At 61.7% G+C, this 14995-nt stretch carries 13 protein-coding genes; 7 read left to right on the top strand and 6 right to left on the bottom strand.

The annotated features are described in order from the left end of the window. Positions 1 to 13: 13 nt before the first annotated feature. The 3 genes from carB (at position 14) to kefC (ending at position 5812) form a co-directional block, all read left to right on the top strand. Complete coding sequence (carB, locus tag FOT55_RS02800) at positions 14 to 3238, top strand: carbamoyl-phosphate synthase large subunit (RefSeq protein ID WP_025301533.1); 3225 nt, start codon at positions 14 to 16, stop codon at positions 3236 to 3238. 170 nt (positions 3239 to 3408) lie between these two features. Further along, positions 3409 to 3966, top strand: a complete 558-nt coding sequence (kefF, locus tag FOT55_RS02795; protein WP_025301534.1) for a glutathione-regulated potassium-efflux system oxidoreductase KefF — start codon at positions 3409 to 3411, stop codon at positions 3964 to 3966. Then, entirely contained in the window at positions 3959 to 5812 is a 1854-nt protein-coding gene (gene kefC / locus FOT55_RS02790) for a glutathione-regulated potassium-efflux system protein KefC (protein ID WP_025301535.1), read from the top strand. Before kefF ends, kefC begins: the two co-directional genes overlap by 8 nt. 36 nt (positions 5813 to 5848) lie before the next feature. Here the strand turns inward: kefC and FOT55_RS02785 are convergent, their stop codons facing one another. Next, a complete protein-coding gene (locus tag FOT55_RS02785; protein ID WP_025301536.1) occupies positions 5849 to 6463 on the bottom strand; it encodes a LysE family translocator in 615 nt (204 codons plus the stop codon). A 127-nt stretch (positions 6464 to 6590) separates the two neighbouring features. On the opposite strand from FOT55_RS02785, the gene FOT55_RS02780 reads away from it, so the two are divergent. The 4 genes from FOT55_RS02780 (at position 6591) to FOT55_RS02765 (ending at position 10548) form a co-directional block, all read left to right on the top strand. Beyond that, positions 6591 to 7391, top strand: a complete 801-nt coding sequence (locus FOT55_RS02780) for a threonine/serine exporter family protein (protein ID WP_025301537.1) — start codon at positions 6591 to 6593, stop codon at positions 7389 to 7391. After that, entirely contained in the window at positions 7388 to 7852 is a 465-nt protein-coding gene (locus tag FOT55_RS02775; RefSeq protein ID WP_187181927.1) for a threonine/serine exporter, read from the top strand. Before FOT55_RS02780 ends, FOT55_RS02775 begins: the two co-directional genes overlap by 4 nt. Before the next feature lie 143 nt (positions 7853 to 7995). Continuing rightward, positions 7996 to 8478 (top strand): type 3 dihydrofolate reductase, encoded by a 483-nt coding sequence (folA, locus tag FOT55_RS02770; RefSeq protein ID WP_025301539.1) that lies wholly within the window; start codon positions 7996 to 7998, stop codon positions 8476 to 8478. 180 nt (positions 8479 to 8658) lie between these two features. Beyond that, positions 8659 to 10548 (top strand): PhoX family protein, encoded by a 1890-nt coding sequence (locus FOT55_RS02765; protein ID WP_147823059.1) that lies wholly within the window; start codon positions 8659 to 8661, stop codon positions 10546 to 10548. Positions 10549 to 10598: 50 nt separating this feature from the next. Here FOT55_RS02765 and apaH read toward each other — a convergent pair whose 3' ends face one another. The 5 genes from apaH to surA are packed head-to-tail and all read right to left on the bottom strand — an operon-like array spanning position 10599 to position 14934. After that, a complete protein-coding gene (gene apaH / locus FOT55_RS02760; RefSeq protein WP_043135986.1) occupies positions 10599 to 11450 on the bottom strand; it encodes a bis(5'-nucleosyl)-tetraphosphatase (symmetrical) ApaH in 852 nt (283 codons plus the stop codon). 2 nt (positions 11451 to 11452) lie between these two features. Beyond that, a complete protein-coding gene (gene apaG / locus FOT55_RS02755; RefSeq protein WP_016929119.1) occupies positions 11453 to 11830 on the bottom strand; it encodes a Co2+/Mg2+ efflux protein ApaG in 378 nt (125 codons plus the stop codon). 12 nt (positions 11831 to 11842) lie between these two features. Next, the gene (gene rsmA, locus FOT55_RS02750; protein WP_025301542.1) at positions 11843 to 12661 is read right to left on the bottom strand and encodes a 16S rRNA (adenine(1518)-N(6)/adenine(1519)-N(6))-dimethyltransferase RsmA; all 819 of its coding nucleotides are present in this window, start codon (positions 12659 to 12661) and stop codon (positions 11843 to 11845) included. Next, entirely contained in the window at positions 12654 to 13646 is a 993-nt protein-coding gene (gene pdxA / locus FOT55_RS02745; protein WP_049205446.1) for a 4-hydroxythreonine-4-phosphate dehydrogenase PdxA, read from the bottom strand. Before pdxA ends, rsmA begins: the two co-directional genes overlap by 8 nt. Continuing rightward, the gene (surA, locus tag FOT55_RS02740; protein WP_025301544.1) at positions 13633 to 14934 is read right to left on the bottom strand and encodes a peptidylprolyl isomerase SurA; all 1302 of its coding nucleotides are present in this window, start codon (positions 14932 to 14934) and stop codon (positions 13633 to 13635) included. Before surA ends, pdxA begins: the two co-directional genes overlap by 14 nt. Positions 14935 to 14995: the final 61 nt, after the last annotated feature.

Genomic DNA, 14995 nt, shown 5'->3' with positions numbered 1-14995 from the left:
GGAGCAGTAAAAAATGCCAAAACGTACAGACATAAAAAGCATCCTGATCCTCGGCGCGGGTCCGATCGTTATCGGCCAGGCGTGTGAGTTCGACTACTCGGGCGCCCAGGCGTGTAAAGCGCTGCGCGAAGAGGGCTACCGCGTCATTCTGGTCAACTCCAACCCGGCGACCATCATGACCGACCCGGAGATGGCCGACGCGACCTACATTGAGCCGATCCACTGGGAAGTGGTGCGCAAGATCATCGAAAAAGAGCGCCCGGATGCGGTGCTGCCGACCATGGGCGGCCAGACGGCGCTGAACTGCGCGCTGGAACTGGAGCGTCAGGGCGTGCTGGCCGAGTTCGGCGTCACCATGATCGGCGCGACCGCCGATGCCATCGACAAGGCCGAAGACCGCCGCCGTTTCGACGTGGCGATGAAGAAAATCGGTTTGGATACCGCGCGTTCCGGCATCGCGCACACCATGGAAGAAGCGCTGGCGGTAGCCGCTGACGTCGGCTTCCCGTGCATCATCCGCCCTTCCTTTACCATGGGCGGCACCGGCGGCGGCATCGCCTACAACCGCGAAGAGTTCGAAGAGATCTGCGAACGCGGTCTGGACCTGTCGCCGACCAACGAGCTGCTGATCGACGAATCGCTGATCGGTTGGAAAGAGTACGAGATGGAAGTGGTGCGTGATAAGAACGACAACTGCATCATCGTTTGCTCCATCGAAAACTTCGACGCCATGGGCATCCACACCGGCGACTCGATCACCGTTGCGCCGGCCCAGACCCTGACCGACAAGGAATACCAAATCATGCGCAACGCCTCGATGGCGGTGCTGCGTGAGATCGGCGTTGAAACCGGCGGTTCCAACGTGCAGTTCTCGGTTAACCCGAAAACCGGCCGCCTGATCGTCATCGAGATGAACCCGCGCGTGTCGCGCTCTTCGGCGCTGGCGTCGAAAGCCACCGGCTTCCCGATCGCTAAGATCGCCGCCAAACTGGCAGTGGGCTATACCCTCGATGAGCTGATGAACGACATCACCGGCGGCCGCACTCCGGCGTCGTTCGAGCCGTCCATCGACTACGTCGTGACCAAGATCCCGCGCTTCAACTTCGAGAAGTTCGCCGGCGCCAACGATCGCCTGACTACCCAGATGAAGTCGGTCGGCGAAGTGATGGCCATCGGCCGCACCCAGCAGGAGTCGCTGCAGAAAGCGCTGCGCGGTCTGGAAGTGGGCGCCACCGGCTTCGATCCGAAAGTGAGCCTGGACGATCCGGAAGCGCTGACCAAAATCCGCCGCGAGCTGAAAGACGCCGGTTCCGACCGCATCTGGTACATCGCCGACGCCTTCCGGGCCGGTCTGTCGGTCGACGGCGTCTTCAACCTGACCAACGTCGATCGCTGGTTCCTGGTGCAGATTGAAGAGCTGGTGCGCCTGGAAGAGCAGGTAGCCGAAGCGGGCATCAATGGCCTGGACAAAGACTTCCTGCGCACGTTGAAGCGCAAGGGCTTCGCCGATGCGCGTCTGGCCAAGCTAGCCGGTGTCGCCGAGAGCGAAATTCGCAAGCTGCGTCACAGCCACGGTCTGCATCCGGTGTACAAGCGCGTGGATACCTGCGCGGCGGAATTCGCCACCGACACCGCCTACATGTACTCCACCTATGAAGAAGAGTGCGAGTCCAACCCGACCAACGACCGGCCGAAAGTGATGGTGTTGGGCGGCGGGCCGAACCGTATCGGCCAAGGCATCGAGTTTGACTACTGCTGCGTGCACGCCTCTCTGGCGCTGCGCGAAGACGGTTACGAGACCATCATGGTCAACTGTAACCCGGAAACCGTCTCCACCGACTACGACACCTCGGACCGCCTGTACTTTGAGCCGGTGACCCTGGAAGACGTGCTGGAAATCGTGCGCATCGAGAAACCAAAAGGCGTTATCGTACAGTACGGCGGCCAGACCCCGCTGAAGCTGGCGCGTGAGCTGGAAGCCGCAGGCGTGCCGATCATCGGTACCAGCCCGGACGCCATCGACCGTGCCGAAGACCGCGAACGCTTCCAGCAGGCGGTCAACCGCCTGGGCCTGAAGCAGCCGGCCAACGCCACCGTTACCGCCATCGAGCAGGCGGTAGAGAAGGCGGCGGGCATCGGCTATCCGCTGGTAGTGCGTCCTTCCTACGTGCTGGGCGGCCGGGCGATGGAAATCGTCTATGACGAAACCGACCTGCGCCGTTATTTCCAGACCGCGGTCAGCGTGTCCAACGATGCGCCGGTGTTGCTGGACCGCTTCCTGGACGACGCGGTGGAAGTGGACGTCGATGCTATCTGCGACGGCGAGCGCGTGCTGATTGGCGGCATCATGGAGCACATCGAGCAGGCGGGCGTGCACTCCGGCGACTCCGCGTGCTCACTGCCGGCGTACACCCTGAGCCAGGAAATTCAGGACGTGATGCGTCGCCAGGTGGAAAAACTGGCGTTCGAGCTGCAGGTGCGCGGTCTGATGAACGTGCAGTTCGCGGTGAAAGACAACGAAGTCTACCTGATTGAAGTCAACCCGCGCGCCGCGCGTACCGTGCCGTTCGTGTCCAAAGCGACCGGCGTGCCGCTGGCCAAAGTGGCCGCGCGCGTGATGGCGGGCAAAACGCTGGTTGAGCAGGGCGTGACCGAAGAAATTATCCCGCCGTACTACTCGGTGAAAGAAGTGGTGCTGCCGTTCAACAAATTCCCGGGCGTCGACCCGATTCTGGGGCCGGAAATGCGCTCTACCGGGGAAGTGATGGGCGTAGGCCGCACCTTCGCGGAAGCCTTCTCCAAAGCGATGCTGGGCAGCAACTCGGGCATGAAGAAGCAGGGCCGCGCGCTGCTGTCGGTGCGCGAAGGCGATAAAGCCCGCGTGGTCGATTTGGCCGCCAGCCTGCTGAAGCAGGGCTTCGAGTTGGATGCCACCCACGGCACCGCGGTGGTGCTGGGCGAAGCGGGCATCAACCCGCGTCTGGTCAACAAGGTGCACGAAGGGCGTCCGCACATTCAAGACCGTATCAAGAACGGCGAGTACACCTACATCGTCAACACCACGGCAGGCCGCCAGGCGATTGAGGACTCCAAGCTGATTCGCCGCAGCGCCCTGCAGTACAAGGTGCACTACGACACCACGCTGAACGGCGGCTTTGCCACCGCGATGGCGCTGAAAGCGGATCCGACCGAGCAGGTGACTTCGGTGCAGGAAATGCACGCGCGTATCGGCAAGTAACCGCGCGAGAACGTTATGCCAGGGCGCTGCAGATGCAGCGCCTTTTTTTATTCAGCGAATTTGTCGGCTGGTGTTAAAAATTTCCGCTATCAATCAGTGGGCAAACTGTCACTCTGTGTGATTGGTATATGCTTGGTGTATTGGCAAGAAACGAAGGAACGACGATAACAATGATTCTGATAATTTATGCTCACCCGTATCCCCGGCATTCGCATGCCAATCAGCGCCTGCTGCAGGCGGTGAGGGATCTCCCCGAGGTAGAGGTGCGCTCGCTGTATGAGCTGTACCCCGATTTCAATATCGATATCAACGCCGAGCAACAGGCGCTGGAGCGCGCCGACCTGGTGGTGCTGCAGCATCCGATGCAGTGGTACAGCTTCCCGCCGCTGTTGAAGCTGTGGATCGACAAAGTGCTGGAGCACGGCTGGGCCTACGGCCACGACGGCAATGCGCTGGTGGGTAAAGACTGCCTGTGGGCAGTGACCAGCGGCGGCGACGAGCACCACTTCGAGCTGGGCGACTTTCCTAACTTCGCTACGCTGGCGCAGCCGCTGCAGGCTACGGCGATCTATTGCGGCATGAACTGGCAACCTTATTTCGCCGTGCACAACACCTTTACCTGCAACGAGCCGGCGCTGCTCGCCGCCGGCGAAGCCTACCGCCAGCGGTTGGTTGACTACCTGATGGAACATGCCGAAGCGGAAACCCGGGAGGCCAGCCATGGATAACCATCACATGATGATCGAGGGACTGATCTACCTCGGCTCCGCGGCGCTGTTCGTGCCGATCGCGGTGCGACTGGGGCTGGGCTCGGTGCTTGGCTACCTGATCGCCGGCTGTATTATCGGCCCCTGGGGGCTGAAGCTGGTGTCGGATGCCGAGTCGATCCTGACCTTCGCCGAGATCGGCGTGGTGCTGATGTTGTTTATCATCGGCCTGGAGCTGGATCCCAAGCGGCTGTGGACGCTGCGCGCCTCGGTGTTCGGCGGCGGCAGCATCCAAATGGTGGGCTGTGGCCTGGCGCTGAGCGCCTTCTGTTACTTCCTCGGCCTCAACTGGAAGGTGGCGCTGCTGATCGGCTTGACGCTGGCGCTTTCATCTACCGCCATCGCCATGCAGGCGATGAGCGAACGTAATTTGACGCCGTCGCCAATCGGCCGCAGCGCGTTTGCGGTGCTGCTGTTCCAGGATATCGCGGCGATCCCGCTGGTGGCGATGATCCCGCTGCTCGCCAGCAGCGGCGCCACCACCACGCTGGGCGCTTTCGTACTGTCGGCGGCCAAGGTGGTGGGCGCGTTGACGATGGTGGTGCTGCTCGGCCGCTACGTCACCCGCCCGCTGCTGCACTTCGTCGCCCGTTCGGGCATGCGCGAGGTGTTCAGCGCCGTGGCGCTGTTCCTGGTGTTCGGTTTTGGCATCCTGCTGGAGATGGCCGGACTGTCGATGGCGATGGGGGCGTTCCTCGCCGGGGTACTGCTGGCGAGCTCGGAATACCGTCACGCACTGGAGAGCGATATTCAGCCGTTCAAGGGGTTGCTGCTGGGGCTGTTCTTTATCGGCGTTGGCATGTCGATTGACTTCGGCACCCTGTTCCATCACCCGCTGCTGATCGCCTCGCTGCTGCTGGGCTTTATGTTGATCAAGGCGGCGCTGCTGTGGCTGATTGGGCCGCTGCTCGGGGTGCCGAAGCGCCAGCGCGGCCTGTTCGCCATTCTGCTGGGCCAGGGCAGTGAGTTTGCCTTTGTGATTTTCAGCGCCGCGCAGCTGGCCGGCGTATTGCCGGTCGAATGGGCCAAATCGCTGACGCTGGCGGTAGCGCTGTCGATGGCGGCCACGCCGCTGTTGTTGGTGATCGCCGCGCAGCTGGAAAAAAATGCGCCGAAAGAGGAGCGCCCGGCTGACGTCATCGACGACGAGAATGCCAGCGTGATCATTGCCGGCTTCGGCCGTTTCGGCCAGATCGCCGGCCGTTTGCTGTTGGCCAACGGCGTGCACACCGTGGTACTGGATCACGATCCGGACCATATTGAAACGCTGCGCAAATTCGACACCAAGGTGTTTTACGGCGACGCCACGCGGGCCGATCTGCTGGAGGCCGCCGGCGCCGCTCACGCCAAGGTGCTGATCAACGCCATCGACGATGTGGAAGACAGCCTGGCGTTAACCGAGCTGGCCAGGCAGCACTTCCCGCATCTGAAGGTGGTGGCGCGGGCGCGCGACGTCGATCACTGGTATCAGCTGCGGCAGCTGGGGGTGGAAAAACCGGAGCGCGAAACTTTCGAAAGCTCGCTGCGCATCGGCCGTGAAACGCTGGAACTGCTGGGGCTGGACGCCTATGAGGCGCGCGAGAAGGCGGACACGTTCCGCCGCTATAACCTGAAGATGCTGGAAGACACGCTGGAGAATTATCAGGATACTGAATTCCGTATCGCCAGCCTGCAGCGAGCCAAGGAGATGCTCAGTGCGGCCATCGAGCAGGATCAGAATCGGCTGTCGCGGGTGCAGCAGACCGGCTGGCGCGGCAGTATCGACGGCAAGGCGCCGGAAGATGAGGTGGTGGAAGCCAAAGGATAACAGCAGGGGCGCCGTAATGGCGCCCCGTTTATTTGCTTAGCTCAACGCGACCTTGATCCCTAAGGCGATCAGCATGCCGCCCAGCAATTTGTCGACGACCTTCTGCGTCTTTTCCAGCCCGCGGCGCACCGGCCCGCTTTGGATCAGGAACACCAGCAGCGGCCACCAGATGACCGACAGGCCGAGAATAATCCCCGCGTACCACAGCTTGTCGCCCAGGCCGGAATCGATCTGCAGCACCTGGGTAAATACCGCCAGGAAGAACAGGGTGGCTTTCGGGTTCAGCAGGTTGCACAGGTAGCCTTGCGCAAAGGCGCTCTTCAGGCTGACCTGCTGCTGCGGCAGATTGCTGACGTTCATTTTGCCGCCGCCGCGCGACAGCAGCGCCTGGATGCCGATCCACACCAGATAGACCGCCCCGGCGTATTTCAGCAGGTTAAACAGCCACGGCGTGGTGGTGATCACCACCGCCAGCCCGGCGACGCAGTAGGACATGTGGGTGGCGACACCGCAGATCACGCCGAATGCGGTCATCATGGCGGCTAGCCGAGGATAGCGGGCGGCGTTTTTGATCACCAGGAAAAAATCCGGGCCGGGGGAGAGCATGCCGAGGGCGGCAATGCCGGCGACGAACAGCGAAGTTTCAAGCATGGGAGCGTCTCGCGCAAAAGACAGAGTTCTGGCGATAATAACGCCGCTTCCTCTGATGCGCATCAACCCAATGAGGTATTGTTAGGCTCTATGATAATAATTCATCTACCGCCAGCGACGGAGCACCATGCAGCAGACTACCGCCACAGAGAGGCCGGAGCCGCACCGGCAACAGCGTGAAATTACCCGCTTGTGCATTCAATGCGCGCTGCTGCTGTTGCAGCACGGCGCCGAGAGCACGGTGGTGGAACAGCTGTCGACCCGCCTGGGGTTGGCGCTGGGGATGGACAGCGTGGAAAGTTCAATCTCCGCCAATGCGGTGGTGTTGACCACCCTCAGCCACGGCGCCTGCCTGACCACCACCCGCAAGAATGTCGATCGCGGCATCAATATGCAGGTGGTGACCGAAGTGCAGCATATCGTGATCCTCGCCGAGCATCGCCTGGCGGATGCGCACGACGTGGCGCGTCGCTTTGAAAGGATCCGGCCGCTGCGCTACCCGCGCTGGCTGGTGGTGCTGATGGTGGGCCTGTCCTGTGGATGTTTCAGCATGCTCAACGGCGGCGGCGGCGACGCCTTTTTGGTGACCTTTATCGCCAGCGGCGCGGCGATGCTGGTGCGCCAGATCCTCACCGCCCGCCAGATGAATCCGCTGATCAATTTTTGCCTGACGGCGTTTGTCGCTACGTCGATATCTGGGCTGCTGCTGCGCCTACCGGCGTTTAAAGAGACCTCGAGCGTGGCGATGGCCGCCAGCGTGCTGTTGCTGGTGCCGGGCTTCCCGCTGATCAACGCAGTGGCCGATATGTTTAAGGGGCACGTCAACACCGGGCTGGCGCGCTGGGCGATGGCCAGCCTGCTGACGCTGGCCACCTGCATCGGGGTGGTGATGGCGATGTCGCTGTGGGATCTGCGGGGGTGGTCATGACTCTGCTGTGGGCATTGTTGCAGGAGATGCTGTTGGCGGCGGTACCGGCGCTGGGCTTCGCCATGGTGTTCAACGTACCGCTGCGCGCGCTGCGCTATTGCGCGTTGCTCGGGGCAATCGGGCGCGGCTCGCGCATGTTGATGATGCACGCTGGCATGAATATCGAGTGGGCGTCACTGCTGGCGGCGATCCTGATCGGTATCATCGGCATCTACTGGTCGCGCTGGCTGTTGGCGCATCCGAAGGTGTTCACCGTGGCGGCGGTGATCCCGATGTTCCCCGGCATTTCCGCCTATACCGCGATGATAACTGTGGTAGAGATCTCGCATCTTGGCTACAGCGAAGCCTTGATGGAGACCATGATCACCAACTTCCTCAAGGCCAGTTTCATCGTCGGCGCGTTGTCGATCGGCCTGTCGTTACCGGGCCTGTGGCTGTATCGCAAACGCCCCGGCGTGTGAAATTTCCCGGCGGGCGATCGTTGGTTATTAGATATGCTGATAAGAGCTATCTTATATATTCATCTTGCTTGATTAGCCTATCGACGGCACTCAGGCCTTTACGTATAGTGTCACCAATTTTGCTGCCTACACAGGGTTAAACAATGATTATCAGCCTGATCGCTGCCTTGGCGGCGGATCGCGTTATTGGCATGGAAAACGCCATGCCGTGGCACCTGCCGGCGGACCTGGCGTGGTTTAAACGCAACACGTTGAATAAGCCGGTTATTATGGGCCGCAAGACCTTCGAGTCCATCGGCCGCCCGCTGCCGGGCCGCCACAATATCGTTTTGAGCAGCCGCCCAGGTAATGCCGCCGGGGTGACCTGGGTGACCTCGCTGGATGAGGCGCTGGCCGCCGCGGGTGAGGTGGAAGAAGTGATGGTGATCGGCGGTGGGCGCATCTATACCCAGCTGCTGCCGCGCGCCGATCGCCTGTACCTGACGCACATCGACGCCGAAGTCGGCGGCGATACTCACTTCCCGGATTACGAGCCGGACGAGTGGGAAACCACGTTCAGCGAATTCCACGACGCCGACGAGCTGAATTCGCACAGCTACTGCTTCGAAATCCTGCAGCGCCGCTGATTTCAGCGCGTTAGCCAGCTATCCCCGGGGGCGCAAGCAATTGCGCCCCCGGTCTTTTTGCGCCGGTCATTCGTAACCTTTCCGTCACATTACCTGATTAGTATGAAGCCCAACTCCGAGCGCCACGGCAACTCTGGTGAATCTTGACCGCGGCGCCATAACTAAAAAGGTAACCACGTTATGACCAAGCAAATTGAGCAATTAGACGCCGACCGCCTGATCGATCCCACTCGCCGCAAGCTGCTGCTCGGCAGCGCCGGCGCCGTCGGCCTGGCCGGTTTTCTCGGCGGCGGCATCTGGTCGGTCTCCGCCGAGGCGTTAGCCGAGGATCTGCCGCCGAACACGCTGCTGGGTTTCCGGGGCATCGCCGCGTCTACCGCCGATGAAGTGACGATAGCGACAGGCTACCGCGCCGAGGTGCTGATCTCCTGGGGCGAGCCGCTGGTGGACGGCGCGCCGGCCTTCGATCCGCAGGGCAACAACAGCGCCGCCGATCAGGAAAAACAGTTTGGCGACAACAACGATGGCATGAGCTTCTTCCCTATCGATGACAATCACGGCGTGATGGCCATCAATAACGAATACGTTAACGAGCAGTACCTGTTCGCCCACGGCGGCGCCAAGGCCACCAGCCTGGAAGAGGTGCGCAAATCGCAGGCGGCGCACGGCGTCTCCATTGTCGCGGTCAAGCGGGTCGGCGACGGCCAGCGCTGGGCGGTGGAGCGCCCGTCGCGCTATAACCGCCGCATCACCGCCAACAGCGAGATGCAATTCAGCGGCCCGGCCGCCGGACATCCGCTGTTGCAGACCGCCGCCGATCCGAGCGGCCGCAAGGTGCTGGGCACGTTCGGCAATTGCGCCAACGGCAAGACGCCGTGGGGCACCTACCTGACCTGCGAGGAAAACTTCGACACCTATTTCGGCACCCGTCAGGCCGATTATCGAACCACGCCGGAACAGAAGCGCTACACGCTGAAGGTCAACGAACCGGAGCGCAACTGGCCGGACTATGACGAGCGCTTCGATGTGGCGAAGAATCCCAACGAATTCAACCGCCACGGCTGGATCGTCGAGATCGATCCGTTGAATCCGACCTCGACGCCCATCAAGCACACCGCGCTCGGCCGCTTCAAACATGAAAACGCGGCGGTGACCGTGGCCAAAGACGGCCGTCTGGTGGTGTATATGGGCGACGACGAGCGCGGTGAACATATCTATAAGTACGTTTCCAAAGGCGTGGTCGACGCCGCCAATCCGGCCAACAATCGCACGCTGCTGGACGAGGGAACGCTGTACGTGGCGCAGTTCGACGGCGACGAAGCCGGCACGCCGCTGAAGGGCAAAGGGCGCTGGATTGCGCTCGAGTTCGGCAAGAACGGCCTGACGCCGGAGAACGGCTTCCGCGACGAGGCCGAAGTGCTGATCTTCGCCCGCAAGGCGGCGCAGCAGGTCGGCGCCACCAAGATGGATCGCCCTGAGTGGATCGCGGTCAACCCGCATGACGGGCGCGCGTACTGCACGCTGACCAACAACAGCAAGCGCGGCGAGGAAGGGATGCCGTTGAACGCCGCCAACCCGCGACCGAACAATATCTACGGCCAAATCATTCGCTGGGACGAGGGCGGCGACGCCACCGCCGACGTCTTCGCCTGGGACATCTATGCGTTGTGCGGCAACCCGATCGCCCACCCCGAAGGCGTCAACCGCGGCACGCCGAATATCACGGCGGAAAATACCTTCAACAGCCCGGACGGGCTGGGCTTCGATCGCGCCGGCCGCCTGTGGATCCTCACCGACGGCAAGTACAGCAACAAGGGCGATTACGTCGGGCAGGGCAACAACCAGATGCTGGTGGGCGATCCGGTCAGCGGCGAGATCCGCCGTTTCATGGTGGGGCCAAAGTCCTGCGAACTGACCGGCCTCACCTTCACCCCGGACTACAAGACGATGTTCGTCAACGTACAGCATCCGGGAGAAGAGGGCGATTCGCACTTCCCGAACAACAGCCCGCGCCCGCGTTCATCGGTGTTGATGATCACGCGTGAAGATGGCGGAGTGATTGGAGCGTAAGGCGGCAATCAATACAGAACAAAGGCGGCCACCGGGCCGCCTTTATCGTTTCAGGATGCGGCTAATCTGCCGGCGTGGTCAGGCGCTTCGCCGCGATTGGCGGGTTGCGTGAAGTAACGGCGGTCTTCCCAGCGCAGCATCGTCAGATCGCCGCCCCAGCAGCAGCCGGTATCCAGCCCGATCACGCCCTCCGGCGTACCCTTGCCTTCCAGCGAGGCCCAGTGGCCGAAGATGATGGTGTATTCCGGATCCACCAGGCGCGGCAGCTCGAACCACGGTTTCAGCGGCGCCGGCGCGCTGCCCGGCGCATCTTTGCAGATCATGTCGAGCTGGCCGTTGGGGAAGCAGTAGCGCATGCGCGTCAGCGCATTGGTGCTGAAACGAAGGCGCGCCAGGCCGCTCAGCTCCGGCGCCCAGTTGTTCGGCATGTCGCCGTACATGGCGTCGAGGAACAGCGGATAGCTGTCGCTGCTCAATACCGCCTCCACTTCGCGTGCGCACATTTTCGCGGTGTCGATGTCCCACTGCGGGGTGATGCCGGCGTGGGCCATCACCAGCTTTTGCTCATCATCCACCTGCAGCACCGGTTGGCGGCGCAGCCAATTGATCAGCTCGTCGGCGTCCGGCGCTTCCAGCAGCGGCGTGATGCGATCTTTGGGTTTGTTGCGGCTAATGCCGGCGTAAACCGCCAGCAGGTGCAGATCGTGGTTGCCCAGCACCATGCGCACCGCCGGGCCGAGCGAGCGCACATAGCGCAGCACGTCCAGCGAGGCGGGGCCGCGCGCCACCAGATCGCCGGTCAGCCACAGTTGATCGCGCTCGGGATCGAAAGCAGCCTGAGCCAGCAGCGACTTCAGTTCATCGAAACAGCCGTGAACGTCGCCGATAAGGTATGTCGACATAGTTAATGGATCAGCGTTGGAATGGCTAAGCGGAACACGGGAATAGCGGTGCGGAACGGCTGACCCTGATGGTCCACCATTTCGTAATGGCCTTCCATGGTGCCCAGCGGCGTTTCCAGAATGGCGCCGCTGGTGTACTGAAACTCGCCACCGGGCGGAATGACGGGCTGTTCGCCGATCACGCCTTCGCCCTGGACTTCGGTCTGACGGCCGTTGCTGTTGGTGATCAGCCAGTAACGGCCCAACAGTTGCACGTCGGTCCGCCCCAGATTGCGGATGGTGATGGTATAGGCGAAGACGTAACGCTCTTCTTCAGGGATCGACTGTGATTCCACATAGATGCTCTGAACCTGAATACACACGCGGGGCGAATCAATCATGACAACAACTCCTTATTGCTGCGGCGCCGGATTGGCTGACAGCCAGTTCGCCAGCTTGCAGTACTGCGCCACAGAAATATTTTCTGCTCTGAGCGAAGGATCGACGCCCAGCTCCGTCAGCTGCTCCGGCGTGAACAGGTCGCCCAGGCTATTGCGGATGGTTTTCCGCCGCTGGTTGAATGCCTGCGTGGTGATGCGGCTCAGCATGCGCACGTCGCCCACCGGGTTCGGCAGCTCGGTGTGCGGCACCAGACGCACCACGGCGGAATCGACCTTCGGCGGCGGCGCGAACGCGGTCGGCGGCACTTCCAGCACCGGAATGACGTTGCAGTAGTACTGCGCCATCACGGTCAAACGCCCGTAGGCCTTGCTGTTCGGGCCGGCCACCAGACGGTTGACCACCTCTTTTTGCAACATAAAGTGCATGTCGCGGATTGCCTGAGTATAGCTGAAAAGGTGGAACATCAGCGGCGTCGAAATATTGTACGGCAGGTTACCAAATACGCGCAGCGGTTGGCCAGCTTCCTCGGCCAGTTCGGCGAAATTCACCGTCATGGCGTCCTGCTGGTGGATGGTCAGCTTGTCTTTCAGCCGCGGGTGGTTCTCCAGCCGGGTGGCCAGATCGCGGTCCAGTTCGATCACCGTCATGCGGTCCATGCGCGCGCCGACCGGCTCGGTCAAGGCGCCGAGGCCGGGGCCGATCTCGACCACCGCTTCGCCCGGCTGCGGGTGAATGGCGGAGACAATGCTATCGATGACAAACTGATCGGTTAAAAAGTTTTGTCCAAAGCGTTTGCGGGCAAAGTGCCCTTGGTGGACTCTGTTATTCATTACAATTAATTATCATTTTAATGGCGAGATTCAGGGCCGTTTGGAAACTGCCGACATCGGCGGTGCCGGTGCCGGCCAGTTCCAGAGCGGTACCGTGGTCGACCGAGGTGCGTATGAAAGGCAAACCGAGGGTGATATTCACCGCGCGGCCGAACCCTTGGTATTTTAGCACCGGCAGCCCCTGATCGTGATACATCGCCAGCACCGCATCGGCATCTTGCAGATATTTGGGCTGGAACAGGGTGTCCGCCGGCAGCGGGCCGACAAGATGGATGCCGTCAGCGCGCAGCGCGTCGAGCGCCGGGATGATGGTGTCTATCTCTTCGCGCCCCATATGGCCGCCTTCCCCGGCGTGGGGATTCAGACCGCAGACGTAAATGTGCGGCTGGGCGATGCCAAATTTGGTTTTCAGATCGTGGTCGAGGATGCGAATGACTTCGAATAGGCTCTGCTGCGTGATGGCGCCCGGCACCGCCAGCAGCGGCAGATGGGTGGTCGCCAGCGCCACGCGCAGCTCTTCGGTCGCGAGCATCATCACCACGCGATCGCAGCGGCTGCGATCGGCAAAGAATTCGGTATGGCCGATAAACGGCACGCCGGCGTCGTTGATCACGCCCTTGTTCACCGGGCCGGTGATCAGCGCCGCGAACTCGCCGTTCAGGCAGCCGTCGCAGGCGCGCGCCAGGGTTTCCACCACGTAGGCGCTGTTGCCGACGTTCAACTCACCGGCGGTCACCGGGTGAGCGAGCGGGACCGGCAGCACGGTCAGCGTGCCGGCGCGTTGCGCTTCGGCCGGTTGCTGCGGCTGGTAGTCGCGCAGCGTCAGCGGCAGGCCCATACGCTTGGCGCGTTCAAGCAGCAGGGCCGGATCGGCGCACACCACCAGCTCAACAGGCCAATCCTGTTGCGCCAGCGCGGCTACCAAATCCGGCCCCACCCCGGCGGGTTCGCCGGGGGTAATGACGACGCGTTTATTGCTGTGCATCGCTGCCATCGAGGATCTTCACGTAAGCCTGGGCGCGCTGTTCCTGCATCCAGGTCTGCGCTTCTTCAGCGAACTTACGGTTGAACAGCATACGGTAAGCACGGTCTTTTTGCGCAGCGTCGGTCTTATCCACCTGACGGGTATCCAGCAGCTGGATCAGGTGCCAACCGAAGGAGGAGTGGACCGGCGCGCTGATTTCACCCTTGCTCAGCTTTAGCAACGCATCGCGGAAGGCCGGATCGTAGATGTCCGGGGAAGCCCAGCCCAGATCGCCGCCCTGCATCGCAGAACCCGGATCTTGCGACAGCTGTTTGGCTTCGTCGGCAAACTTGGCGCGGCCGCTCTTGATCGCTTCCGCCACGGATTGCAGTTTGGCGCGAGCCTGGTCGTCGGTCAGCACCACTGAAGGTTTCAGCAGGATGTGACGGGCGTGCACTTCGGTGACCGACACCGACTGGCTGGCGCCGCGAATGTCGTTCACTTTCAGGATGTGGAAGCCGACGCCGGAACGGATTGGGCCGACGACGTCGCCTTTCTTGGCGCTCACCAGACGTTCCGCGAACAGGGTCGGGATTTCTTGCAGTTTGCCCCAGCCCATGTTGCCACCTTTCAGCGCCTGAGAGTCGGCGGAGTAGGTGATCGCCAGCTTGCCGAAGTCGGCGCCGCTGTTGATCTCACCCACCAGACGTTTGGCCAGCTCTTCGGCTTTGTCGACCTGCTGCTGCGACGGGTTTTCCGGCAGCGGGATCAGGATGTGGCTGATGTTCATTTCGGTGTCGCTGCCGTTCTGTGCGCCCACCTGTTTGGCCAGTGCGTCCACTTCCTGTGGCAGGATGGTGACGCGGCGGCGCACTTCGTTGTTACGCACTTCGGAGATCAGCATCTCTTTGCGGATCTGCGCGCGGTAGGTGTTGTAGTTCAACCCTTCGTACGACAGGCGGCTGCGCAGCTGATCGACGCTCATCTTGTTTTGCGCGGCGATGTTGGCGATCGCCTTGTCCAGATCGGCATCGGACACGGTGATGCCCATTTTCTTGGCCATCTGCAGCTGGATGTTATCCATGATCAGGCGTTCGATGATCTGATGGCGCAGCGTCTTGTCGTCCGGCAGTTGCTGGCCGGCCTGCTGGGCGTTGAGCTTGACTGACTGCAACAGACCGTTGACGTCGCTTTCGAGTACCACGCCGTTATCCACGACGGCGGCGACTTTATCCACTTCTTGGGGTGCTGCGAACGCGGCATTGGCGCAAACCACCAATCCGAGAATAAGCGTTCTCCAGTTCTTCATACATTTCCCATTATGTAATCCGCAAATGCGGGTGAAAGTTCTCGTTTTCAAAGTGTTGCAA

This window comes from Serratia bockelmannii (assembly GCF_008011855.1).
Classification (GTDB): domain Bacteria; phylum Pseudomonadota; class Gammaproteobacteria; order Enterobacterales; family Enterobacteriaceae; genus Serratia; species Serratia bockelmannii.
The sequence above is the reverse complement of the archived record's forward strand: the minus strand, read 5'-3'. Positions and strand labels throughout refer to the sequence as shown.